This window comes from Methanolobus halotolerans, from assembly GCF_004745425.1.
Lineage (GTDB): Archaea > Halobacteriota > Methanosarcinia > Methanosarcinales > Methanosarcinaceae > Methanolobus > Methanolobus halotolerans.
Genome location: NZ_PGGK01000001.1, coordinates 221,629 through 245,166, shown reverse-complemented (window position 1 = coordinate 245,166; position 23,538 = coordinate 221,629). Strand labels below are relative to the sequence as shown.

Below are 23,538 nucleotides of genomic sequence, written 5' to 3'. Positions count from 1 at the left end.
GTAACATCCATAATTTAAAAAATCAAGTTTAAGGAATGAAATATTGTGTTCAATTCTCAAAACGAAGCAGCCATTTTCAAAGATCAGCGAGTGGCAGTGCTGGCCGATGTACAGAACATGTTCTATTCTGCCAAGAATATCTATTATGACAGCAGACTGGACTATGATAAGCTGCTTGCCACTGTGCTTGGAGGCAGGCAGCTTGTCAGAGCAATTGCCTATCTGGTCGAGACAGAGGAAGTGGACCAGAGCGGATTTAAGTATCTGTTAAAGACCTTTGGATGGGAAACAAGAACAAAACAGTTGAAGATAAGGCCGGATGGGTCCACAAAGGGAGACTGGGACATGGGAATCGCCATTGATGCCATATCGATAGCTTCAAAAGTTGACACTTTGGTACTGGTCAGTGGCGACGGCGACTTCACAGCCCTTGTAAATCACCTTAAAGCATCAGGAGTGCGTGTTGAAGTATATTCCTTTGAAAGGAACACAGCTGCCGAACTTATCAATTCAGCCACAGAATACTACCCGATGGATGAAAGCATACTACGCAGGAAATAGATACCAGGCATCTTGAAAAATATCTGACCCCGGTCCAGACACATATCCTTTCAGTCCTGCGAGAGGTACCCATTCTTATACAAATACTTCTCAAATTCTATCAGGAAAAATACTGTGCTCGATACAAGCATTATGATCAGCCAGTCAACAGCCAGAATAGGAGCTGTGGAAAAAATATAGTTTATGGCGGGTTCATAGGTGATCACAAGCTGCAGTATTAACACGATAGCAATTCCCAATAACATGGCCTTGTTTGAAAGAATATCCCTCAGTACATAATCGTGCAGGGATTTGGAATTGAAAAGATAGAATATCTGGAAGAACACTATTGTATTCAATGCAACAGTACGTGCTGCATCAATATCCCCCCCACGTTCCATTTTCAGGAAAAACGTCAGATATGCACCTGCAACGATAAGTAAGGAGACGAAAACCACCCTCCTCCTGATCAGCTGCGTCAGTACAGGTTCACGCGGAGGCCTTGGCGGCCTTTTTAGTATACCCCTTTCCTTTGGCTCCATAGTTATGGGAACCCCGAGCCCGATGGCTGTGACAGTGTTAAGCCATAATATCTGCAGTGGCACCAGTGGCAGTGTCAGTCCCAGAAGTACCGCAGCCACTATGGAGAGGGCCTGCCCGCCGTTTGTGGGAAGTGTCCATAGCAATATTTTCTGTATCTTGCCATAAACATCCCTCCCTTCCTCGATAGCCGATACGATAGAAGAGAAATTGTCATCTGCCAGCACCATATCCGAAGCCTCTTTTGCAACCTCTGTACCTGTAATGCCCATTGATATCCCGATATCGGCTGTTTTAAGGGCAGGTGCATCATTGATCCCGTCACCTGTAACCGCAACCACCTCCCCCATATCCTTGAGAAGCCGGACTAACCTGAGTTTATCCTCCGGAGAGGTCCTTGCAAATACAGATACCGAATCCAGGCGCTGCCCCAGGTGCTCATCGGACATATTCCCCACATCTTTTCCGGAAAGGGCACCCTCTGTTTCTATACCCACTTTCGTGGCGATGGAATAGGCCGTTCTCAGATGGTCCCCTGTGATCATTATGACCCTGATACCTGCGGTTTTGCATTTTTCAATGGCTTCTGTGACTCCTTCCCTGGGAGGGTCCATCATACCCTGAAGACCAAGAAATACAAGTTCTTTTATATCCTCCGCTTCTATACTTTCCACATCTGCAGGCACATCCTTGTATGCCATTCCCAGCACCCTCAATGTATCTGAAGCCATCTGTTCAGATGCCCCGAGTATACCTTCCGCATCCACCGGACCTGCACGCTGCCCGTCGAACTGAGAGATACACATATCCAGGACCTTCTCGGGAGAACCTTTTACATAAATGCTCTTAGAACCATCTTCATTTTCGTGCAAGGTGGCCATAAATCTCTCTTCCGGCTCGAAAGGTACGATATCCTTCCGTGGCAGATAGAATTTCCCGGCTTTGAGGCCAGATATCAGTAACGCACCTTCCGTTGGATCACCATCAATATCATCCACACCTTTAAAAGAGGCATCATTACACAGGACACCTGCCTTTAATGTGTTCATAAGGGCTTTGTCAGCCATTGGGTCGATACTTACCCCATCCTGCAGGAAATCACCTTCCGGAACATAGCCCGTGCCAGTGAGCTCATACCAGCGGCTTGCGGCATATATCCGGGTCACGGTCATCTGATTCTTTGTGAGAGTACCAGTCTTGTCCGTACAGATCACAGTGGCGCTGCCAAGGGTCTCGACGGCGGGGACCGTGCGGATAATTGTATTCTTTGCAGCCATCCTGTTTACACCGATGGCCATTGATATAGTTATGACCGCAGGCAATCCTTCAGGAATAGCCGCAACGGCAAGGCTTACAGAAGCCATAAATATCTCAACTGCTCCGTAACCTCTGAATAGACCTACTGCAAAGGTCAGCGCCGCTATAGCCACGATGACTGCAGACAGCACATAACTCATATGGTCCATTTTACGTAGAAGAGGAGTGGACATCTCCTTACTTTCCCTGATGAATTCGGATATCCTGCCTATCTGAGTCCGATTACCCGTGGCAACTACAATGCCTCTCCCCTGACCCTGATTGACCAGAGTGCCGGCAAAGGAAACATTCTTCTGGTCACCAAAAGAAACACAGCCCGTCGTTATAGAGTCAGTGCTCTTTTCCACAGGTACTGATTCACCTGTCAATATAGATTCATCAGCCCTGAGATTTTTCGCATAGAATATCCTCACATCAGCAGGGACCCTGTCCCCGGCCTCCAGCAGTACAACATCCCCTACAACAAGCTCCCTGCTTGGCAATACCTTGCTCATTCCACTCCTCAGGACCCTTGCTTCGGGCACCAGCAGCTTTGAAAGGGATTCAAGGGCATGCTGAGCCTTCCCTTCCTGTATAAAACCTATTATTGCATTTGCCAGTACAACTAGCAGTATAACTATCGCGTCGACATACAGTTCCAGAATAAATGTAATAGCAGCAGCTGCGAGAAGCAGATAGATCAGGGGACTTGCAAACTGCTTAAAGAAACGGTAAAAAAAACCATGCTCTTGTTTGGAAGATACCTCATTATATCCATCCCGTGCAAGCCTGATCTCTGCCTCTTCCGGACTCAGGCCGTCGGGATGGCTATTTAGCAAGTTGAAGACATCGTCTGAATGTATACTGCACCACTGCTCTTCACCCATAACAAAAAGAGATGCCTGAAATGATAAATAACTAATCATTGCAGGAACACATTCCTGCCCTGATCACACAAAATCCGGAGGAAGCAAAAATAGTATATAAGTTACCGGACAAACTTGACTCGTTGCTTTTTAGAATATATCCTGCAAAGCAACAGGAGGTTATCTTGTGTCGGCTGCCATGATCGGAATGAGTTTTTTAGTGCTTGGAATTGTTTTGCTTCTGGGTAAATGGATAAGACTCATGTCACCTACCCTTCAAACGCTTTTTATCCCAAGCTCGTTGATAGGAGGATTCCTTGCTTTGTTCCTGGGTTCCGAGGTCATGGGCAATTTAATTTCATGGGCAGGATATTCCGGCACTTTCCTTTCGGAGGGAATGTTCCCGGAAGAGATGCTTAATGTATGGAAAGCTTTGCCCGGCATTTTCATCAGTATAATATTTGCGACACTCTTCCTTGGAAAGAAGATACCCGGTATCAGGGAAGTATGGCACATAGCAGGCCCGCAGATAGCTCACGGACAGACCATAGCATGGGGACAGTACGTGTTCGGGATACTGGCGACCATCCTCATCCTGAGCCCTCTTTATGGGATTGACCCTATGGCAGGTGCCCTCATAGAGATATCATTCGAGGGAGGACATGGTACTGCGGCAGGCATGGCCACAACCTTTGAAGAACTTGGATTTGCAGAGGCGGCAGATCTGGCTTTAGGACTTGCAACCGTAGGAATTCTCTTTGGTGTTGTATTCGGGATAGTGCTTCTGAACTATGGTGCCAGGAACGGCAAAACACAAGTACTTAAAAATCCCTCCCAGATTTCCCTTGATGAGAAACGGCAGACCGGCATCATCGACTTTGATGCAAGGGAGTCTGCAGGGATGATAACGACAAGACCCGAATCTATTGAGCCCATGTCGCTGCATTTTGCATATGTGGGTGTTGCCATTGGAATAGGATACATGATCCTTCAGATATTGATCAAAATCGAGGAGGCGACCTGGGGGCAGGCAACAGGCATGTACCTCCTGGCCCATATACCGCTCTTTCCCCTGGCAATGATAGGAGGGATCATCCTTCAGGCATTCCTTGACAGATTCGATGTGCATCAGACACTGGACAGGGGGCTTATGATGAGGATCCAGGGGCTATCACTTGACGTACTGATCACCAGCGCAATCGCCACACTGTCACTGAGTGTGATAGGCAATAACCTGATGCCGTTTGTCGTCCTTGCGACGGTTGGAATTGTGTGGAATATCGTAGCGTTTTTATTCCTCGGACCAAGGATGATGCCTTCATACTGGTTCGAAAGAGGCATAGGTAATTTCGGACAGTCCATGGGAATGACTGCCAGTGGCCTATTGCTTATGAGAATAGCAGATCCCGACAATAAGTCCCCCGCTCTTGAGGGATTCGGCTATAAACAGCTCCTTTTCGAACCGATAGTTGGCGGTGGCGTGTTTACGGCAGCCTCGGTACCACTCATATTCTACCTGGGCCCGACACCTGTACTCATATTAGCAACATTCCTCATGCTACTATGGGGAGGGCTGGGAATCTTCTACTTCGGCAGGAAATGACAGGGCGAAGGCAACATCTTATGACTTGATGCCTTACTTCCTGCCCTTCTTGCGACCGGGTGCGGAAATAAGATGCTTGTGAATAAATACAGCAACTACAATAAGGGCCATTGAGATCCAGATAAGCTGCATCACCGGGTTCTGAAGGTCGGTACCGATGAGCCATGCATGAATGAAAACCATTAAGAATGCAAGATAGTTCAATGCATGGACGGACCTCCAGTTCTTAGGGATCCTTTTCCTGTAAATGCCTGCCAGGACAGCTATAAGAATAATGTAGAAAGCCGGCCTTCCTGCAAGTCTGAGAAACTCTGCCAAAGGATAGAAGACTGGCAGGAACGCACTCAGACCAAACTGGTAAGCCACGGTTATGGGATGGACCAGTACGAGAGCAACTCCCACCCTCGCAAGGTGATGATGTACATTGATAAAAGATCTGCCGAACGTTTTCCTTATGCTTGCCAGGTATTCAGATGACAATATTGCAAGGAACAAAAAAAAGTACCCGAGAAGCCCTGCTGCCCTGGCAGTCATTCTTACTGCGATGTCGCTTTCCTGGAACAGGAAGTACAATATTATCCCCAGGACTATAACCAGAAAAGATATGATTACCCCACTTTCATATTTCATATTTGTAATATTCCCTGATCAAACAATATGTATTTAACTGATTTTTCCGGGTTAAAATAGACAAAAAGAAAAAAATCAGATACGTTTTCAGGCATTTCTTTGTAGTCTTTCGGAGATATACATTTAACCGGCCATATTTGCGAAACGTACTCCATCAAGCCTATTTCACAGAATGATTAAAATTATCCCATACACAGTTAAGCGTATATCCATACTTTCTTAGTCAAATATCCATATTCTTTACATTGCTGAACACCTTTTTCAGCTTCTAATAACTTTATACCACACCAGGGACAGTTAATTAAAACTTCCACAGGATGTTACCTGCACTCTTTTTGATGCAAGTTGGCATGAAGACAGCAGCATCGCCAACTCGCTGAGATGCAGTCACTAAACAACATATCCTGCAAATCCGCTATTATCGCCCGTCTTTGCAACCCCGTGTCATGAATGTCCACCTGGATACAAACCAAACCCATAGAAATATACCAGGGGACCGGATGCCCGATAATCATTATAGATCAACAACAATGACCTTATAACACAAGCAATTATTTTTGTTGATCTTTACCTGATATGACAGAAACAGTAAACAACTTTAAAATAGAAAAGGTTCCCTGCAACCCTTCACTTGTGACAGTAGATTCAATGCCTGCTGCCGGCATCCTGAAAAAAAGAAAACGAGTAAACGGAAAATATTACAAGCAATCTACTTTTTCTGTTTCCAGATCGCCCTGATGTCGTCTATATCTATGTGAGTGTAGCCCTCATCAGCTATGTCCCACATGAGGCTAAGTATCCCGTCGTTACACTCTGCAACTATACCCCGGTAATTATCTTCTCCTCCGATGTCAATTTCAACATCTTTGTCCATATAGTACTTTTCAATAAAAGCTTGCTTCATTCATTACATCTCCCCGGGCCAAAACGGATCCCAATTAAATGTATTATAGTATCCGTCCCCCCTTTAGAAAGGATACGTTATTTTATTTATACCTTATCAACCACCACAACCGGCCCAACACTATTTCCCACTCCAAGTGACAGATTCTTCCCTAGAATCAATTTAAATACCTGCACAGAATAGATTCCTTACCCATTTTGGACCACTTTCCATGGAGAGAGAGATGTTAGAGTACAAATTATACGTAAATCGGGAAAATGATGAAAAAGAAACGGTGAAGTATACAGATTTGCTTGAAAGCCTGAAGGAAAAACATGGCATTAACTACGAGCGGATATATATTGAACAACTTACCGGAACTGACAAGGAAGAACTGATAGAATCTATTCGCCTGATCAGCAGGAAAAACGGCATAGGCGTCGTCAGTAAAGGTGGCGGTGCCCTTCCGGTCTCCCGTAATAAGAAAATCAGCAAGAATGGAATACTGATTCAGACAGAGGATAAGCGACCCAGAAATGTGTATCCTCATGAGGTTAATAAAAAAAGGATCGATATCATATCCCACCTGGAAAGTATGATAAAGGCCGACGATGTGAGCCATGTAACCGACCAGGAGTCCATTTCTGAACAAGACATCTCACACATGATCTCTACATTTCCCGAACTTATTGAAGAAGGGCTGGTATTTATGGATACCGAAGTTGAGACCAGCGGTGGAAGGATTGACGCGGTTTTCATAAGCAAGGATGAAGAACATCTCCTGATAGAAATCGAAATAGAGGCCAGGGACAACGCCATAGGCCAGGTACAGAGGTTCGTTACCTACTCGGAAAAATTCGGGATAACCAGAGACAGGATAAGATTAGGTATTGTCTGCGCAAAGATATCAGAAAGCAGGCTTAATGCCTGCAAGGGTGCAGGAGTAGAAGTTTATACACTCAGCCTGGAGAAAAAAGCGTAACCAGAAGTGCCTGAGTACAAGTGTGCAAGATACAGTGATGTCACAAGTTTAATAAGAAATAGCATACATCAGCCGGGATTCGAACCCGGGTTCGAGCGTTGGCAACGCCCGGTGATAACCGCTACACTACTGATGTGCTACTGGATCGAGGTGCCCAGACCCGGACTTGAACCGGGGACAACTGCCTCTTCAGGGCAGCGCTCTCCCAACTGAGCTACCTGGGCCTTCAGGGTCAGCAAGCACCTTAATGCTGCTTTCAGATTTAAACTTAACTGTCATTTGACAGTTTTGATTTTGTGGTGGGCCCGGGGAGATTCGAACACCCGACCTCCGCCATGTCAAGGCGACGTCATAACCAGCTAGACCACGAGCCCATCGATTTGCAATTGTCTGTAAGCACTGATTTTTATATGTAAATCCGTTCCCGGACATTACCGCAAGCATCAGGCGCTTAACAGCATCCCTCATAATGCATTATTGTTGATAAACCTTTTGGGTTGAAAAGAATATTTCATGCTTCTTTATATACTAAAAATGAATCGAAGAACTTCATACTGATAATTACCCGAAATGGTGATATCCGGCATACCTGCATATTGACATATGACCAGACTGAGTTCGCGTACAGCCCTGTGTCTTGCTCAGTCATTGCCATAGAAAGTGTATGGAGTTGATATTGCATAAGGTACGCTTCTCGATGAGCCGTCAGGATAGATCATTGTCAGCACATCCACAGTTGCCCCAAGGTCATGTGAATCGTGCAGATAATACTCCGAATTCTGCCGGGATATATCTTCCACATAAAGGACTGCACGATTGTTCCCGATCTCCATCACACTTACATCCTCAAAATCGAAAAAAACGTTTTCCAGTGTAGACTCAAGGTTATAACTTCCAAGCAGCAGAACATATAAACGGGAGAACATATTGAGGTCATAGTACACAGTCACTTCTGCATCCGTCCCGTCAAACTCCACAGACATCTGCTTAAAGTGTATATATTGCCCTTCAGTTGAAAAAGCATATCCTGTGATGGATAATGAGAAAATCAAAGTGATAACTGTGAAAAATAGCAATGGAGCCGGTTTCATGATACCAGATATACCCCTGGGATAATAAATAGGTTCTTATAGCCGGAATGCGTTAGTATTTATAAGTTTTTACTTGCAGGTACATTCATATAATGATATTTACAAATTACTTAAAAACCGTCAAGTATATATTTTGTACGTACCTCAGAACAAACCATAAACTTTGTGAGTAGACTATGGAGAACGATATAACTACTTCTGGTGAAAAGATAGAACTCTATGGAGAGACTTTTGATACAACTGACTCCATAGATGTACCTGAACTGATGATCGACCAGATCATAGGACAGGAGCATGCAGTAGAGGTTGTTAAAAAGGCAGCCAGCCAGAGAAGACATGTAATGATGATAGGGAGTCCCGGAACCGGAAAATCACTGCTTGCCAAAGCAATGGCAGAGCTTTTGCCAAAGGAAGAGCTGCAGGACATACTTGCCTATCCTAATCCGGAAGACAATAACAATCCCAAGATAAGGTTAGTTCCTGCTGGCAAGGGCCGGGAGATCGTGATGGCTCACAAGATGGAAGCACAGAAAAAGGTCCAGTCGCGAAATATGCTCATGATGATACTGGTATTCGGTATCATCATATATTCATTCTATGTCGGCCAGCTCCTGTGGGGAATCATTGCAGCGATCATGATACTACTTCTTACACGCCAGTTCATGCCCAAGGAAGAACAGATGATCCCAAAGATGATCGTTTCCAATTACCAGAAAGAGCATGCTTCATTTATCGATGCCACAGGAACCCATGCAGGCGCACTTCTTGGAGATGTAAGGCACGACCCGTTCCAGTCAGGAGGGCTTGAGACCCCTGCACATGACAGGGTAGAGAGCGGAGACATCCACAAGTCACATAAAGGTGTGCTCTTCATCGACGAGATCAACACTCTGAACCTTGAGTCCCAGCAGAGCCTGCTGACAGCACTTCAGGAAAAGGAGTATCCTATTACAGGCCAGTCAGAAAGAAGTTCGGGTGCACTCGTAAAGACCGAACCGGTGCCTTGCGACTTTATCATGGTTGCGGCCGGAAACCTGGATGCAATGGAAAAGATGCATCCTGCCCTCAGATCCCGTATCAAAGGATACGGATATGAACTGTTCATGCGCGAATCCATGCTGGACACGCCTGAGAACCGTAAGAACCTTGTCAGGTTCGTTGCGCAGGAAGTAATGAGAGACGGCCACATCCCGCCCTTTGATAAGGGTGCGGTGGATGAGGTCATACGTGAGGCACAAAGAAGAGCCGGGAGAAAAGGTCATCTTACCCTCAAATTGCGTGACCTCGGTGGTCTTATAAGAGTGGCAGGAGATATAGCACAATCAGAAGAAGTTACAACTGTCACAGAGAAACATGTGCTTGCAGCCAAGAAGATGGCAAGGTCCATAGAGCAGCAGCTTGCTGATAATTATCTTGAACGCAAGAAGGATTACCAGCTCTTCAAGAAAAAGGGCGGAGCTGTGGGAAGGGTCAACGGGCTTGCAGTCATGGGCGGAGATTCGGGAATAGTACTGCCCATAATGGCAGAAGTCACACCTGCACAGTCCAGCTCCGAAGGGCGCGTTATCGCCACTGGTATGCTCAAGGATATTGCAAAGGAAGCCGTGCAGAACGTGTCAGCTGTGATCAAGAATATCACCGGGAAGAATGTCATAAACCACGACATCCACATACAGTTCATAGGTACATATGAAGGAGTTGAAGGTGACAGTGCGTCAATCTCGATTGCCACAGCAGTCATATCTGCAATTGAAGGCATACCTATCGACCAGTCGGTGGCAATGACAGGTTCACTGTCAGTGCGCGGAGACGTATTGCCTATCGGTGGTGTGACATATAAGATAGAAGCAGCAGCACAGGCAGGTATTAAAAAGGTGATCATTCCGAAATCCAACGAGGATGATGTCCTGATAGAAGAAGCTTACAGGGACAAGATCGAGATCATACCTGTAACAACTATTGTAGAGGTCATTGAGCACAGTTTTGTAGGACCTGAAAAGAACCGCATCGTGGAAAAGCTCCAGAACCTGGCTAATTTCAAGTTGAATCTTGATCTGCCCGATGTAGTCCCTGTCTAAACAGGGACTTTACTTTTTACGGGAGTGTAAACATGTTTGAAGTAGACTTTTTTGATTCGAAGATAATTGAAGGAACAACAACATCCATTATTCTTGATAACGGGAATATAAAGGAAGTATCCGTGAACTATACTAAAGGAGCAGGCATTCGAGCTCTGAGTGGAGGATCATGGGGAATGACCTCAGCAGACGGAGATTTCGATCTCAATAAAGCGATCAGAGCAGCAACAGAACTTGCCAGGGGCATGAACGAGAGATCTTCCAAAGAAAAAGTAGAGATGATGGACATTGTAAAACCTGTGGTCAGGAACCTGCCTAAAGTGAAGATTGATCCAAGGGACATTTCCCTTGAAGAAAAGGTCAGCCAATTGAACGAGATTGGAAAAAGAGCGAAACTTGATAATATTTCAAGTGTCAGTGCCGTTTACAATGAATCTACCTATAAAATGATGTATTCCGATTCGACTGGTATCGAAGGAGAATATGACATAACCAGAACCGGTTTTGCCATAAGTGCCGTTGCATCAAAGAACGGCATGTACCAGGCAGGGCGTGAAAGCAGATTTGGTGTTACGGGATATGAACTGTTCGAGAAGTATGATGCTTTCGCACTTGCAGAATCAGCAGCCAAAACCGCCCTGGAGCTCCTTGAAGCAAAGCCGGCAAAGGGCGGTAATATGCCAGTGATACTTGATCCGGAACTGGCTGGCGTCTTTGCACATGAAGCCGTGGGACATGCATCCGAGGCTGATCTTGTGCTGGAGGGAAGCTCCATACTGGAGAACAGGATAGGTCAGGAGATCGCATCACCACTTATCAATGTCATCGACGACCCTACATTACATGAATACGGCTATTATCCTTTTGACGACGAAGGTGCCCAGTCAGAAGAGACCGTTGTGATCAAGGACGGAGTACTTAACTCATACCTGCACTCCAGGGAAACAGCTGCAAAACTCGGCGGCAGGCCCGGACATAGCAGAGCACAGGGACATTCCAGACCAATCGTCAGGATGAGCAACACTTACATCGATAGCGGTAAATCAAAGTTTGAAGAAATGCTTGAGGAAATCGGTGACGGTGTATACCTCATTGGCTCAAGAGGCGGACAGGTGAATACCGGCGAAGGTGTGTTCCAGTTCAACGCCGAAAAAGGTTACCTCATTGAGAATGGAGAACTTAAGACCCTCCTCAGGGACGTATCACTTTCGGGAAAGATCCTTGAGATACTCAATAATGTGAAGATGGTAGGAAATGATCTCAGTATGAACTCCGGAAGATGCGGCAAAGGCGGACAGCTGGTACCCGTGACAGACGGGTCCCCGCATCTGCTGGTATCAGAAGCTATGGTAGGTGGTGCATGATGGACATGTATGAACTTGCAAGAAAAGGGCTGAAGGCTGCAACCGATCGCGGGGCAGACGAAGCAGAGATCTTTATTATGGAAGACCATAAGACCTCAGTAGACATCCGCAAAGATGAGATCGAAGGTGCAAAGGAGAACATCTCACAGGGATTGGGTATTCGTGCCATTGTCAATGGAGCTGTCGGTTTTGCCAGTACTAATATCATCAGTCGCATAGAGGATGCAGCAAAGAGTGCGGTAAGCTCTGCCAGGGTTCGCGACAGTGACCCCGACTGGAAATCACTGCCCTCCAATGGAGAGTATCCACGCGTATCAGGCATAAGGGACCCCGAACTGGAGCAAATGGAACTTGATGACTGCATATCCTGTACCGTGAAAATGTTAGAAGGCGCGAAATCGATAAGGGGTATTGTCGTAACTTCCGGTAGTTTCAGCCGTGGCTTTGGGAAGCGTATGGTAATGAATACCAATGGAGTCGAAATTGAAGAGAGATCCACCGGCATCTCCGGATTCACAGATGTCATTACGACAGGAGGCAGCGCCTCAACAGCTTATGACTTTGCCATATCACGCACGAATGACATTGATTTCTTGAATATTGGTAAAAATGCTGCAGATCTTGCAGATAGTTCAAAGAATGGCGTATCCATTGAGCCACAGAAAACCAATGTCATACTGCATCCGTTCGCATTCTCCGATCTTATCGGAAATGCATTTATGCCTTCCATAGATGCTGATAACGTACAGAAAGGCCGCTCGAATCTTATTGGCAGGATCGGGGAGAGTATAGCTACCGAAAAGGTCTCAATTATTGATGACGGCCTGCTTGAAGGCGGAATTGAGACCGGCCAGGCTGATGATGAAGGCGTACCTTCACAGCGGACGACAGTCATAGAGAATGGTGTTTTCCAGTCCTACCTCTATGATTCATACACTGCAGGCAAGGATGGTGTTAAAAGTACCGGGAATGCCTCAAGAGGATCATATTTCTCTACACCTTCAGTAGGACCGAGGAACTTTATCGTAGACCACACAGGCACAGACATCATTGCAAAAACAGATACAGGAATACTGGTTAACTCTGTCATTGGCGCCCATACCGCAAATTCCATATCAGGAGATTTTTCCGTTGAGGCAAGGAACGCCTTCATGATCAAGGACGGAAAAATTGACAAGCCCATCAAATCTCTGATGATATCCGGCAATATATTCGACATGCTCACAAAGATGAACGGGGCAGGTAAGGATGTACGCAAGGTCGGAGGGATTGTTACACCTTCTGTCAGTATAGAAGGAATGAATGTGGTAGGATAAGTAGACATACGTATCCTGCTTTTCATGATTATTATACTTTTTTGAATTGTTTTTCTGCTTTTATACTTCTGGCTTAAATAAAAGGATAATAACGGTTTACAGCTTCCAGCCAGCTTGTTAATGACGTAAATTATATATAATTTACAAATCCTTTTTTTATTGAATTATATAAATTCCGGTCAATGATAATTATACTTTTTCCTGCTGATACTCCGGAAAGTGTTACTAATGACCTCGCTACGAAAAAAGACCCTGACAATCATTGGTGCCACCATTGCAGGACTGATAATTATTCTGTACATTAGCTCCCAGACAGTTATAATGAACAGTTTTGCTTATCTTGTGATATTTTTGCTATCCGGAAGCCTATTCGGGGCTGTAACATTATTCCTGCTTGAGAACACATATATCTCGCGCCTTAACAAACTCAACGATGATATCAGACATATTGGAGAAAGCCAGGATTTCTCAAGGCGCATATTTGAAGAAGGTGACGATGAGATCTCAAAACTCATAGTATCCATGAACAGGATGCTCGAATCCCTTGAACGGTCAGGAGAACTTATATCAAAAAGGGATGCAACCATAAAAGCGATAATACAGGCAATGCCTGATATGGTATTCCAGATCAAAAAGGATGGTACTATCTGCAATTATAAGCTCTCCACCGACGAATGCCTCTACGAATCACCGGATATGCCTCTGGACATAAAGATCGAAGATGTACTGCCAAATGATATTGCAGCACAGGAGCTTAAGATTATCAAAGAGGTGCTCAGTAATGGAAAAATGCAGATAATGCAATACCAGTTGCCCGTAAAAGGTGAGATTCGGGATTTTGAAGTGCGCATCGTTGTCAGCGGTGAAGATGAAATAATGTCCGTGGTGAAAGATGTCACCGAGATAAAACAGGCTGAAGAAGCACATAAAAAAGACATCCTGCTAAAAGAGATACATCACCGGGTAAAAAACAACCTTCAGGTCATATCCAGCCTTCTGAGACTCCAGTCCCGCAAATTCAGGGACCACGAAGTTATCGAGGCTTTCAAGGAGAGTCAGCACAGGGCACGTTCAATGGCATTGGCCCATGAAAACCTATACAATTCACAGGACCTGGAAAAGATCGACCTGAAAACTTATATATCAACACTCGCAGAATATCTATTGAGTTCATATGGTTTTTCACGAGACAATATCAAAATCCATATAAATATTAAAAACATTACATTTAGTATAGATACATCCATACCACTCGGATTGATCATTAATGAACTCGTATCAAATTCCCTGAAGCACGCATTCAGAGAAGGTACCGGAGAGATAGAGATAGAACTGTATCCTGAAAAAGATAAGTTCATCCTTAAGATCAGTGATAACGGAATCGGTTTCCCGGAAGATACAGATTTCCGAGATACAGATTCACTCGGACTTCAACTTGTCAATTCCCTTGTAGAACAGATAGAAGGAAAGATCGAACTTAACAGGAATAACGGTACCGGATTCAAAATAACTTTCAAGGAACTATCCTACAGAAGAAGGGACTATTGATGACAGATGAAAAGATAATGATCGTCGAAGATGAAAAAATAGTTGCTCTAGACATAAAGGATAGTCTCGAGAGTTTCGGATATAGTGTTCCCTGCATGGTCTCGACCGGAAAAGATGCGATTGAGATGGCAAGAATTCACAACCCTGACCTGATACTTATGGATGTGGTCCTGAAGGGAGACATGGACGGCATCAAGGCAACCGAGATAATACATGATCATTGTGATATTCCTGTGATATACCTGACAGCATACTCCGATGAAAAGACAATAGCAAGGGCTAAACTGACAAGCCCCTTCGGACATATATTAAAACCTTTTGAGAACAGGGAACTAAGAACCAATATCGAAATAGCCCTTTACAAAAGAGCGCTCGAAAAGGAAAAACTGCTTGAGAACGAAAACTGGATAAATTCCCTGCTAAACAACATAGGAGATGCGATCATTTCCACTGATGCACAGGGAAAAGTGAAGCTAGTTAACCCACTCGCACAGGCCCTTACCGGGTACAGGCAGGAAGAAGCATTTGATAAACCGATCGAAGAGATCTTCAGGGTAATTTGTGAGGATACAGGAAAGACAGTACAAAACCCAACACAAAAGGTCCTGAATGAAGGCGCTTTTTATGGGCTGCATGATAAAACAGTATTAATTTCCAGAGAGAACAACCACACACCCATAGATGTGATCGGCTCCCCCATTAAAAATTCCCGCAATGAGATCATGGGTACGATCATTGTTTTTTATGATATAAGTGAAAGAAAGGATATTGAGAAATCCTTTTTAAACTATTCTTTCAGCGGTGACAATATCCAGAAGACTAATCATTAGATGGCTCCGGATCCCGAACCACTGCCAGTACCAGTAAAAAAGATAGCAGGATCAAAGCTCCGCACAGATAGAAAGGAGCCCTGAAAGATACATATCCCGCAAGCAATCCTCCAAGCAATGGTCCCAGGGCCATACCAGCTGCCTGTGAAGCGGTTATGGTACTTACCTTTGAACCTACACCGGAACCGCCGGTGAGCTCTACTGCCAGAGCCATAACAGGAGTTTCCACTGCGGCCATGGCTATGCCCTGGAATGCACGCAGGGATATAAGCTGAACTATGCTCTCCACATATCCAAGACCTACGACTATCGGGACATTGATGAGCAAACCCATAGCTACCATTCTTTTTCTACCAATCCTGTCCGAAATCTCACCCATTGGTGTCTGGAAAACGATTCTTGAGAGTACATAGGCAGAGACTGCAATACTAAGAGATAGCTCGCTTGCATCAAGCCTTGTCCTGTATTCAGGCAGAAAAGCAAATATTATCATTATGCCCACCATCATCATGAACATGGCAGATGCAAGTACCGGGAACTGGAGGTCCTTTACATGAGCGATTTTAGCATAACCTCCCTTCACAGAAGTATCCCGGGTCTCATTTACAAAGAAGGATACCGAAAAGGTGCTTATCAGGCCCAGTAGTGCACAAACGTAGAACGCCGAGCTAAAGTCATAGTAGTTTACAATGATGCCGCCTAGCAATGAACCAGTCCCGAACCCGAAACCCCGCAAGGAAGAATATATTCCTATTGCCTTTCCTCTTGTATGGCTTGTAGAAAGGTGTGTCACCATTGCAACAATAGCAGGAACTGTCGCACCTACGGTAATTCCCTGGATGAAACGGAAGAACACAATATACTCGAACTCGCCGGTGTTGGCGTATATGAACGAGAGAACTGTGAACCCAAGCATCCCCGCAACGATAAAGACCTTTCTCCTGTCAAGCCTGTCGGACAGTCTTCCCATTAAAGGCTGGGAGAAGGCATTGGATATACCGAACACAGTTGCGACGATACCAGCTTTTACAACTATAGGAGTATCTGCAAAAACAGAACTGTGCAAACCAACTATGTAGAGCGGGATCAGGAAAGCAAGCATCCCCGTACCCAGATCCTTGAACAACTTTGAAAATGACAGAATATATAATTGTGGATCCAGTTTCCTCTTTTCAGGAACATGTCCTGTATCAGATCCGTTGGATGGCTCTTCCATTAAGGCACTCCTTCCCATAGAAATAGATCATCAAAATATAAAAGTGAACATAGTTCAGGTAATAATCATTAACGAATCCTTCCGACCCTTCTCTTTTCGATGGATGTGAGAAGTATGGTGATTTTTTGAACAATCATCTCCCTGTACCGCGTAGCTACATAATAGCATAGACCTGCCAGCAGGATGCCCCCGATAAAGTCAATTATCCAGTGTATACCAAGATAGAAAATCGTGAACTGAATCAGTAAAGCCAGTATGACAACGACTGCCTTCAGTTGCTTGAAATCGGTCCTGAAAACGACAAGTAGCATGGCAATTATAGAAAGTGCTGCATGCAGGCTCGGGAAACAGTTATCAAGATATGGGTCCACGCTTCTTATACCATTACTTATGACCGGGCTGAGTTCATAAAGCAGAGGAATGACTGTTGGCAAAGTGTAGCCAGTCACCTTCACAGGCATAAAAATATAGAATGGGAAGGCTATCAGATATGCCAGAACGACTGCAATGGAATACTCCTGAAGAACTGTTACTTTACCCGTACATACCAGTACCACAAAGGTGAATATCAACAGGAATGAAAAACCAAACAGGTAGATGAAAGCACTGAAATATGTCAGCTCCGGACTCATTATCGCCTGAAAAGAGCTGACTGTACCCCCTTCTATCAAAAAAATAAACTCTGCAAGCCGGTAGTAAGGAGTTATACCAAGAGATTTTGCAAGCATCCCCTCTGATCTCACAAGTACGTAGACACAGGAAACAAGCAGGAAATAAGGCAGTACACCATATGAAAAGAGTCTGCCGGATTTACCGGCGTAAGCATAGATATCCTGCCACCCCCTGTTTTTTTTTGGAATAAGTACATAGTATGCAATCAGATTAAGCAATACTACGACCGGTACCATTATTGACATTAATGCAATAGCTGTCATTCTATCCTTGCACATCAATTTTTCTTTGGAGTTATTTATTAATTAGTGCAAGTCGTAAATAATGTTTATGCCTGAGCTTTTCATGGAAAGGTATTCAGAAGTAACTGTTAACAAAGTTCCAGCCGGAAATAATATCTTAAGATATGTAGATGTTTCCTTTGAGAAGAACCTAACGGAAAAAGAATTATGGAACATACATGATGAAGGGATGCAAAGATACAGAGAGCTTGAACAGGATCCATTCTTAACCAGAAGCCATATAAGCCATCCGGAGGCTGGAAAAAGCCTGCTGGATCTTAAAATAGAGTTATCCGAGAGGATCATGCAAGCATGCCATCTTTGCCAGCATCGTTGTATGGTCGACCGCCATGCAGGCAAGAAGGGATTTTGCGGACTGACAGATGTATCAAAATATGCATCCGAATTTCTGCATATGGGAGAAGAATTGCAGCTTGTGCCATCACATACCATATTCTTCACAGGATGTGTATTTTCCTGCGTATTCTGCCAGAACCAGGACATTTCCACCCATCCTGAAAGCGGAAAGATTATAAGGCCGAAAGAGATTGCAAGTATTGTTGGCCATATGCATGAAAAAGGTTCAAGAAACGTCAATTTTGTTACACCCACACCCCACCTTACGAATATCCTGAAAGTTATCAGGGAGATCAAGGTCAATATACCCATTGTATGGAACTCGAACATGTACCATTCTCCCGAGTCTGCAGCACTACTTGAAGGAGTCGTGGACCTGTACCTTGGTGATTTCAAGTACGGTAATGATATTTGTGCAGACCGGTATTCCAGGGTCAGGAACTATACACATACAGTAGAGAATAACTTCAAGCTTGCAAATAAACAGGCGGATATCCTGATCAGACATCTCGTCATGCCCGGACACCTGGAATGCTGTACAAAACCCATAATGAAGTGGATAGCTGAAAATACCCCACATGTAAGACTGAACCTGATGTTCCAGTATACACCTCACCACATGGTCTGCAGGTATCCTGAAATAGATCGTTTTCTGACACAAAAAGAAAAAAGAAGAGCCCTTCAGATAGTGAAAGAGGAAGGGCTTGAAGACATACTGATCTGAAAAGGCAGATAATTATTCGACTGCAATTATACCACTGCGGGTCCAGGGATGAGATATCAAAAAGTAATTGTAAGTGCCTTTGTCCTCGAAAGTATGACTGAAGCTGTCACCTTTCCTCAGAGCCGGAGACTGGAATGAATTTCCCCTTATCACAGATGCAGCAGAATCATTATTGATCCATTTGACAGTGTCGCCTTCTGATATGACGACATATTCAGGATGGAAGGAAAAATTATCCAGGTAGACAACCACCATGTCCGATCCACCGTTCTCCCCATCGACTGCAAGCTCATCTATAGCAGGTATATCCTCCACACAACCCGCAAATACCAGGAATGCAGCCATCAGCAGGAATGAGAGCAATTTCATTTTCATAGAAGTTGAGACTCCATTATTTTGAGATCTTTGACCCGGTTATTCGTATGAGCACAAACTTTCAATTCCTTTCCCTCTGCAGCCGATACATTTCCCCAAGCCTCCCTATTGTCTCGACATCTTCCAGAAACTTGTCATCCCTTACATTTACAAGCCGGGGAAACCGCAAAGCGTAACCGGATTCATAGTTGGTGCTTTTCTGGATCTCCTCAAAGGCGACCTCGAAGATCACTTCCGGCCTGAGCTCTACTTTTTTTCCAGCATCCATTATTATAAGGCCAGAGAACAGTGCGGTCAGTTCAGCAAGCTGTTCATCGGAAAAACCGGTGGCAACTTTACCCACGGGCAAGAAACGGCCTGTTTCAGGATCATGGCAGGCAAGAGCAAAAGAACCCATAACACTGGTCCGCCTTCCATAGCCCCATTCAGCACCTATAACAACCAGGTCAAGTGTTTCCATCACGGGCTTCTTCTTAAGCCAGTTCTTGCCTCTTTTTCCAGGGGAATATGGAGACTGCGGGTTCTTTATCATTATGCCTTCGTGACCTGCCCTCAGAGCCTCTGTATAGATAGCATTGACTTCTTCAGGGTCATCTGTAATTACCTGCCGGTCCACCCGGATAGAGTCTGCGCTCTCCACGCAGTTCCTGAGCAGTTCCCGTCTATTGATGAGAGGTTGATCAAGGAGATTTTCCCCGTTAAGGTACATAATGTCAAAAATATTGATATTGAGGGGGATCTGCTTTGCTGTTAATTGCACATCGTATTTTCTACGGAAACGTTTCAGTATATCCTGAAAAGCCCTTGGCCTTCCGTTCTCATCCATGGCCACAGCTTCACCATCAAGTATTGCCGAGTCCGCATGGACATATTCCCGAATGGATGCAACGATGTCCGGAAGTGAGCTGCTGATGTCCTCAAGACGACGGGAGTAAAGTCTAACGTTATCACCGTCCTTGTGGATCTGCACCCTTGCACCGTCGAACTTCCACTCAATGGCAGGCCTGCCTATATCCGCAATTGCGGCTTCCAGCGTAGGAGCCAACTGTGCGAGCATCATCCTGATGGGGTGATTGAGCCGCATATCCAACCTGGAAACTGCCTCCGTACCGCCTTTTTTAGCAGTGCTTGCCACGAGTCCCAGATCGTTAGTAAGCATGAATCCACGCTCCACAACTTCGACAGGGATCGAAAAAGCGGATGCGATAGCATTTCGTACTATGCCCTCACCTACTCCTATCCTCAGGTCCTCCACTGCAAGCCTGGCAATATAGCCCACCTCCTCAGGAGAAGCTGAATTGAAAAGATATTGCAGGTTCTTTATTTTTGCTGCCTGCGAGCCTTTGCCGGATGCCTTTGATATGTCCCGGAAACGCTGAAAGACCTCGAGTACGGAGATATCATCGGACTCACTAAGAAAAGACGAGAATGTTGCCTGCTCCTTTGAACTCTTGCCAAGCGCCCTGATAGCGGTCTCACCAAGGTCACCTGTCTCTTTCACAATGCCCTCGATCTCACTCACCGGGATACCGGAGGATCTTGCAAGAGCAGCATAGAGGATACCTGCACCGACACCCACTTCCTCACTGCTCCAGGCAGGGAAGACCTCGCCCATCACGAAATGCGTGACCACTGGAAGTTCATCCGGGCTGGCCCTGTCCAGCAGTTCAGCAACCCGTGAGGTCATCTCAAGAGAGCCAGGAGTATCTTCGATTACTTTACAGGCCTGTGCGAATTCTCTAAAGTTCATCATAGCAATATGTCAGTCTGAAAATACAGTCAGATCATTGTTTATAAAGAGAGATAATATCACTCAGGATAGCACTTGCTGTTTCTATGGAGCCAGCACCCCTTCCTGTGATGGTTATAGGACCGGATATGTCCGTCTGCACTGAGAACACGTTCAATGTACCTCCTACGGCAAGAGGATGGACCAAAGGTACCAGCTTTGGTGCTACATTGATCTTACCATCGTTCACCTCGCCGATCAGTTTGATAGCATATCCGTCAACGTTTGCAAGAAGAAGAGCTTCAGGAGTTATCCTTGTGATACCTGTCACTGTCACATCCTTATAGCTGGCATTCATCCCGAAGACCGCATTTGCGACTATAACAAGTTTGGAAGCTGTATCTATACCTTCCACATCATATGAGGGATCTGCCTCGGCTATACCCAGTTCCTGAGCCTCTGCAAGCATCTGCTCATATGATGCATGCTCTTCGACCATGCGACTGAGGATATAATTACATGTACCGTTGAATATGCCTTCCATACTCAATATCTTATTACCTGCAAGAGTTTCGCATGCGAGATTGATGACTGGCATGGCACCGCCAACACTTGCTTCGAACTTTAAACTGGAGCCAGATATATTAGCAGCTTCAAAAAGCTCAACGTATTTCAGAGCAAGTGGTCCTTTGTTAGAAGTCACCACATCCATGCTCTTCTCAAAAGCTGCAAACATGTTGACCAGTCCCACACCACCGTCATTGATATTCGTGGGAGTTGTTTCGATTACAAGCTCATGATCAACACTTTTTATGATCCCGGTACCGCTGATCTTCTCGGTTCCTACTACTCCCTTTTCTTTTTTAGAGGCAAGGACTGCAGAAAGATCCACGCCTTCGCCATCAATCACAGCTGTCCTTGAATCAGCTATGGCAACAATCCTGATGTCTATACCTATGCTGCGAAGGTAATCGTTCTTCTCCAGAAGGACTTTAGCGACACCCTGACCCACCGCACCGAAACCAATTACAGATGCACGTATCGTTTTCACTTCATCAACCTCAGTTGGCTCTCTATAGGTTCTATTACCAGCAAATCCTTCTCTCTGGCAATTGATTTGAGCAATTCAACTACAGCCTGCAGATCTTTTTTGCTCACAGCATCTATTTTCAGGGAAGCCGATGAGGGCATATTGATCTTTGGCATCGACAGGTTGAGGTCAACTACCTCGGCATATCCCGTATTATCGATCTGGTCGATGGTATCCTGTATATCAGTGTGAACTATATGGCCGATCAGTATGACAGCACCATGTTCAAGATATCGCTTCTCGTCCATGCTTACAACACGGACACCCCTTTCTTCAAGGTCGGAAATCAGATCATCGAGATGATCCGGCTTGACCTCGAACAATACCTGCACCGGGATCGTACCTCGAGGTGTTTTCTTTTCGTGGTGATGTACCACAGAGATAAGATTACCTTTGAAATCGGAGATCGGCTTCAGTGCAAGGAGTAATTGTCCGGGGATATCTTTTAACTCAAGATCCATTGAAACTCTCATGTATACCCTCGTCTATAGATTAAAGTAAATTCTGTGATTTTTCTACCAATACTCATTAGATACAGTTATACATTTTGGTTTACTTGTTCCGACCCGACAAGAATTATAACATTGCCACGACCTTTTTTCAACTTCTGAACCAGACCGCGGTTCTCAAGGTCCGATATCATGAGGCTGACCTTTGCCTCGGAGTGCTTCAGCCGGCTTCTCAGGTCTTTCTGGGTAATGCGCCCACCATTATTTGAGATTATACTCACGACCTCCTGAAGGTCGGCAGGCAGGCCGGCAGATCCATCAGAAAGAGGTAAAAGACCATCATTTTCGAGATACTCACTTCCATCCGGTGATCTGCCCACAGCATCAGCTTTTCTCTGACTGGCAAGAACGTATGCACCTGCAAGCACCATAACAAGAACTATCGCCACATAGATCAGAGTGGAAAACGAACCGCTCTCTTCGGCAGGCATGTCGCTTTCAGCGAGGTCTGCAAGTTCATCCAGTTCATCGAACCCGGATCCGTTCATTTCCCCTTCCTCATAGTAGGTTGGGAGAAAGATAATGTCTATTACATAGTCCCCATCATTAGTTATCCGAATCTCTTCTTCTGCATAATATCTTAGAGTTGAACCCTGATAATAGCTGGCGGACAGAAGGTAATTCCCGGGCGCCAAATCAAACGTATAGATTCCGTACCTCGCAAGCATTGACTGAGTCGGGGTGGAATTCACTTCAACTATGACATTTTCCAGAGGTTCGAAGGTATCCCATTCATAGATGACACCATGAACAGTAGCCATATCAGCTGCCCCTGCAACAGGTATAATCGTCGTCAGGAACAATAAGATCAGAACACATCGTTTTTTTAGAATTGACACGGATGATACATTTATTACTACATGCATATAATATTTTCTTATATATTCCTCGTGATCAGGAAATAAAGTCAAATAAGCCATTATAAAGCATTATGAAGTAAAAGAGCCACCATTAAGGCATTAATAGCATCAGATATGGTTTAGTTTTCAGATAAAGTAAAGTATGCTTATATGCTCAT

20 protein-coding genes and 3 tRNA genes are annotated in these 23,538 nt (G+C 45.0%); 9 read left to right on the top strand and 14 right to left on the bottom strand.

The genetic code is table 11. The features are described 5' to 3' along the window. The first annotated feature begins 45 nt into the window (after positions 1–45). Positions 46–561: a LabA-like NYN domain-containing protein gene (locus tag CUN85_RS01220; protein WP_235856142.1), complete on the top strand. Its 516-nt coding sequence runs from the start codon at positions 46–48 to the stop codon at positions 559–561. 50 nt (positions 562–611) lie between these two features. On the opposite strand, the gene CUN85_RS01215 is transcribed toward CUN85_RS01220, so the two are convergent. Beyond that, positions 612–3,263 (bottom strand): cation-translocating P-type ATPase, encoded by a 2,652-nt coding sequence (locus CUN85_RS01215; RefSeq protein ID WP_135388152.1) that lies wholly within the window; start codon positions 3,261–3,263, stop codon positions 612–614. A gap of 166 nt (positions 3,264–3,429) precedes the next feature. Here CUN85_RS01215 and CUN85_RS01210 point away from each other — a divergent pair, with 166 nt between their 5' ends. Beyond that, positions 3,430–4,845, top strand: a complete 1,416-nt coding sequence (locus CUN85_RS01210; protein WP_135388150.1) for a sodium/glutamate symporter — start codon at positions 3,430–3,432, stop codon at positions 4,843–4,845. Between the two features lie 33 nt (positions 4,846–4,878). Here CUN85_RS01210 and CUN85_RS01205 read toward each other — a convergent pair whose 3' ends face one another. Further along, positions 4,879–5,475 (bottom strand): ferric reductase, encoded by a 597-nt coding sequence (locus CUN85_RS01205; RefSeq protein WP_135388149.1) that lies wholly within the window; start codon positions 5,473–5,475, stop codon positions 4,879–4,881. 709 nt (positions 5,476–6,184) lie between these two features. Further along, on the bottom strand, positions 6,185–6,379 hold the full coding sequence (locus CUN85_RS01200; RefSeq protein WP_135388146.1) for an MM0924 family protein: 195 nt from the start codon (positions 6,377–6,379) through the stop codon (positions 6,185–6,187). A gap of 223 nt (positions 6,380–6,602) precedes the next feature. Between CUN85_RS01200 and CUN85_RS01195 the strand changes: the two genes are divergently transcribed. Further along, on the top strand, positions 6,603–7,340 hold the full coding sequence (locus CUN85_RS01195) for an endonuclease NucS domain-containing protein (RefSeq protein WP_135388144.1): 738 nt from the start codon (positions 6,603–6,605) through the stop codon (positions 7,338–7,340). A gap of 64 nt (positions 7,341–7,404) precedes the next feature. Here CUN85_RS01195 and CUN85_RS01190 read toward each other — a convergent pair. The 4 genes from CUN85_RS01190 to CUN85_RS01175 all read right to left on the bottom strand — a co-directional run bounded on the left by CUN85_RS01190 (position 7,405) and on the right by CUN85_RS01175 (position 8,431). After that, positions 7,405–7,476 (bottom strand) — tRNA-Gly (locus CUN85_RS01190). A gap of 15 nt (positions 7,477–7,491) precedes the next feature. Beyond that, positions 7,492–7,564, bottom strand: a tRNA-Phe gene (locus CUN85_RS01185). A gap of 73 nt (positions 7,565–7,637) precedes the next feature. Further along, positions 7,638–7,714: transfer RNA gene (locus CUN85_RS01180), tRNA-Val, on the bottom strand. Positions 7,715–7,981: 267 nt separating this feature from the next. Then, the gene (locus CUN85_RS01175; protein WP_135388142.1) at positions 7,982–8,431 is read right to left on the bottom strand and encodes a hypothetical protein; all 450 of its coding nucleotides are present in this window, start codon (positions 8,429–8,431) and stop codon (positions 7,982–7,984) included. A 176-nt stretch (positions 8,432–8,607) separates the two neighbouring features. Here CUN85_RS01175 and lonB point away from each other — a divergent pair, with 176 nt between their 5' ends. The 5 genes from lonB (at position 8,608) to CUN85_RS01150 (ending at position 15,567) form a co-directional block, all read left to right on the top strand. Beyond that, positions 8,608–10,509 carry an ATP-dependent protease LonB gene (lonB, locus tag CUN85_RS01170; protein WP_135388139.1) on the top strand — a complete coding sequence of 634 codons (1,902 nt, stop codon included), beginning with the start codon at positions 8,608–8,610 and terminating at the stop codon, positions 10,507–10,509. A 32-nt stretch (positions 10,510–10,541) separates the two neighbouring features. Further along, a complete protein-coding gene (locus CUN85_RS01165; protein WP_135388137.1) occupies positions 10,542–11,873 on the top strand; it encodes a TldD/PmbA family protein in 1,332 nt (443 codons plus the stop codon). A 5-nt stretch (positions 11,874–11,878) separates the two neighbouring features. Beyond that, on the top strand, positions 11,879–13,189 hold the full coding sequence (locus CUN85_RS01160) for a TldD/PmbA family protein (protein ID WP_135388350.1): 1,311 nt from the start codon (positions 11,879–11,881) through the stop codon (positions 13,187–13,189). A gap of 228 nt (positions 13,190–13,417) precedes the next feature. Beyond that, the gene (locus CUN85_RS01155) at positions 13,418–14,737 is read left to right on the top strand and encodes a sensor histidine kinase (protein WP_135388135.1); all 1,320 of its coding nucleotides are present in this window, start codon (positions 13,418–13,420) and stop codon (positions 14,735–14,737) included. After that, positions 14,737–15,567 (top strand): response regulator, encoded by an 831-nt coding sequence (locus CUN85_RS01150; protein WP_135388133.1) that lies wholly within the window; start codon positions 14,737–14,739, stop codon positions 15,565–15,567. The genes CUN85_RS01155 and CUN85_RS01150 overlap by 1 nt, the downstream gene beginning before the upstream one ends. On the opposite strand, the gene CUN85_RS01145 is transcribed toward CUN85_RS01150, so the two are convergent. Together CUN85_RS01145 and CUN85_RS01140 are read right to left on the bottom strand one after the other, a co-directional pair. Beyond that, complete coding sequence (locus CUN85_RS01145; RefSeq protein ID WP_135388131.1) at positions 15,557–16,783, bottom strand: MFS transporter; 1,227 nt, start codon at positions 16,781–16,783, stop codon at positions 15,557–15,559. The two genes, CUN85_RS01150 and CUN85_RS01145, sit on opposite strands and share 11 nt — an antisense overlap. 68 nt (positions 16,784–16,851) lie before the next feature. Next, positions 16,852–17,700, bottom strand: coding sequence for a phosphatase PAP2 family protein (locus CUN85_RS01140; RefSeq protein WP_235856141.1), 849 nt, complete (start codon positions 17,698–17,700; stop codon positions 16,852–16,854). Positions 17,701–17,785: 85 nt separating this feature from the next. On the opposite strand from CUN85_RS01140, the gene CUN85_RS01135 reads away from it, so the two are divergent. After that, on the top strand, positions 17,786–18,817 hold the full coding sequence (locus CUN85_RS01135; protein ID WP_235856140.1) for a radical SAM protein: 1,032 nt from the start codon (positions 17,786–17,788) through the stop codon (positions 18,815–18,817). A gap of 12 nt (positions 18,818–18,829) precedes the next feature. Here CUN85_RS01135 and CUN85_RS01130 read toward each other — a convergent pair whose 3' ends face one another. From CUN85_RS01130 to CUN85_RS01110, 5 genes are all read right to left on the bottom strand, one after another. Then, entirely contained in the window at positions 18,830–19,192 is a 363-nt protein-coding gene (locus CUN85_RS01130) for a hypothetical protein (RefSeq protein ID WP_135388125.1), read from the bottom strand. Positions 19,193–19,253: 61 nt separating this feature from the next. Continuing rightward, on the bottom strand, positions 19,254–20,945 hold the full coding sequence (locus tag CUN85_RS01125) for an ATP-dependent DNA ligase (RefSeq protein ID WP_135388123.1): 1,692 nt from the start codon (positions 20,943–20,945) through the stop codon (positions 19,254–19,256). A gap of 31 nt (positions 20,946–20,976) precedes the next feature. Then, positions 20,977–21,972: a homoserine dehydrogenase gene (locus CUN85_RS01120; protein WP_135388121.1), complete on the bottom strand. Its 996-nt coding sequence runs from the start codon at positions 21,970–21,972 to the stop codon at positions 20,977–20,979. After that, entirely contained in the window at positions 21,969–22,484 is a 516-nt protein-coding gene (locus CUN85_RS01115) for an amino acid-binding protein (protein ID WP_135388119.1), read from the bottom strand. The genes CUN85_RS01120 and CUN85_RS01115 overlap by 4 nt, the downstream gene beginning before the upstream one ends. A 65-nt stretch (positions 22,485–22,549) precedes the next feature. Beyond that, a complete protein-coding gene (locus CUN85_RS01110; RefSeq protein ID WP_235856139.1) occupies positions 22,550–23,359 on the bottom strand; it encodes a helix-turn-helix transcriptional regulator in 810 nt (269 codons plus the stop codon). Positions 23,360–23,538: the final 179 nt, after the last annotated feature.

Coding starts and splice junctions, on each gene's coding strand:
- CUN85_RS01150 (WP_135388133.1), top strand. CDS start 14,737: ATGACAGATGAAAAGATAATGATCGTCGAAGATGAAAAAATAGTTGCT.
- lonB (WP_135388139.1), top strand. CDS start 8,608: ATGGAGAACGATATAACTACTTCTGGTGAAAAGATAGAACTCTATGGA.
- CUN85_RS01175 (WP_135388142.1), bottom strand. CDS start 8,431: ATGAAACCGGCTCCATTGCTATTTTTCACAGTTATCACTTTGATTTTC.
- CUN85_RS01135 (WP_235856140.1), top strand. CDS start 17,786: ATGCCTGAGCTTTTCATGGAAAGGTATTCAGAAGTAACTGTTAACAAA.
- CUN85_RS01115 (WP_135388119.1), bottom strand. CDS start 22,484: ATGAGAGTTTCAATGGATCTTGAGTTAAAAGATATCCCCGGACAATTA.
- CUN85_RS01145 (WP_135388131.1), bottom strand. CDS start 16,783: ATGGAAGAGCCATCCAACGGATCTGATACAGGACATGTTCCTGAAAAG.
- CUN85_RS01205 (WP_135388149.1), bottom strand. CDS start 5,475: ATGAAATATGAAAGTGGGGTAATCATATCTTTTCTGGTTATAGTCCTG.
- CUN85_RS01140 (WP_235856141.1), bottom strand. CDS start 17,700: ATGTCAATAATGGTACCGGTCGTAGTATTGCTTAATCTGATTGCATAC.
- CUN85_RS01200 (WP_135388146.1), bottom strand. CDS start 6,379: ATGAAGCAAGCTTTTATTGAAAAGTACTATATGGACAAAGATGTTGAA.
- CUN85_RS01155 (WP_135388135.1), top strand. CDS start 13,418: ATGACCTCGCTACGAAAAAAGACCCTGACAATCATTGGTGCCACCATT.
- CUN85_RS01125 (WP_135388123.1), bottom strand. CDS start 20,945: ATGATGAACTTTAGAGAATTCGCACAGGCCTGTAAAGTAATCGAAGAT.
- CUN85_RS01165 (WP_135388137.1), top strand. CDS start 10,542: ATGTTTGAAGTAGACTTTTTTGATTCGAAGATAATTGAAGGAACAACA.
- CUN85_RS01130 (WP_135388125.1), bottom strand. CDS start 19,192: ATGAAAATGAAATTGCTCTCATTCCTGCTGATGGCTGCATTCCTGGTA.
- CUN85_RS01160 (WP_135388350.1), top strand. CDS start 11,879: ATGTATGAACTTGCAAGAAAAGGGCTGAAGGCTGCAACCGATCGCGGG.
- CUN85_RS01195 (WP_135388144.1), top strand. CDS start 6,603: ATGTTAGAGTACAAATTATACGTAAATCGGGAAAATGATGAAAAAGAA.
- CUN85_RS01215 (WP_135388152.1), bottom strand. CDS start 3,263: ATGGGTGAAGAGCAGTGGTGCAGTATACATTCAGACGATGTCTTCAAC.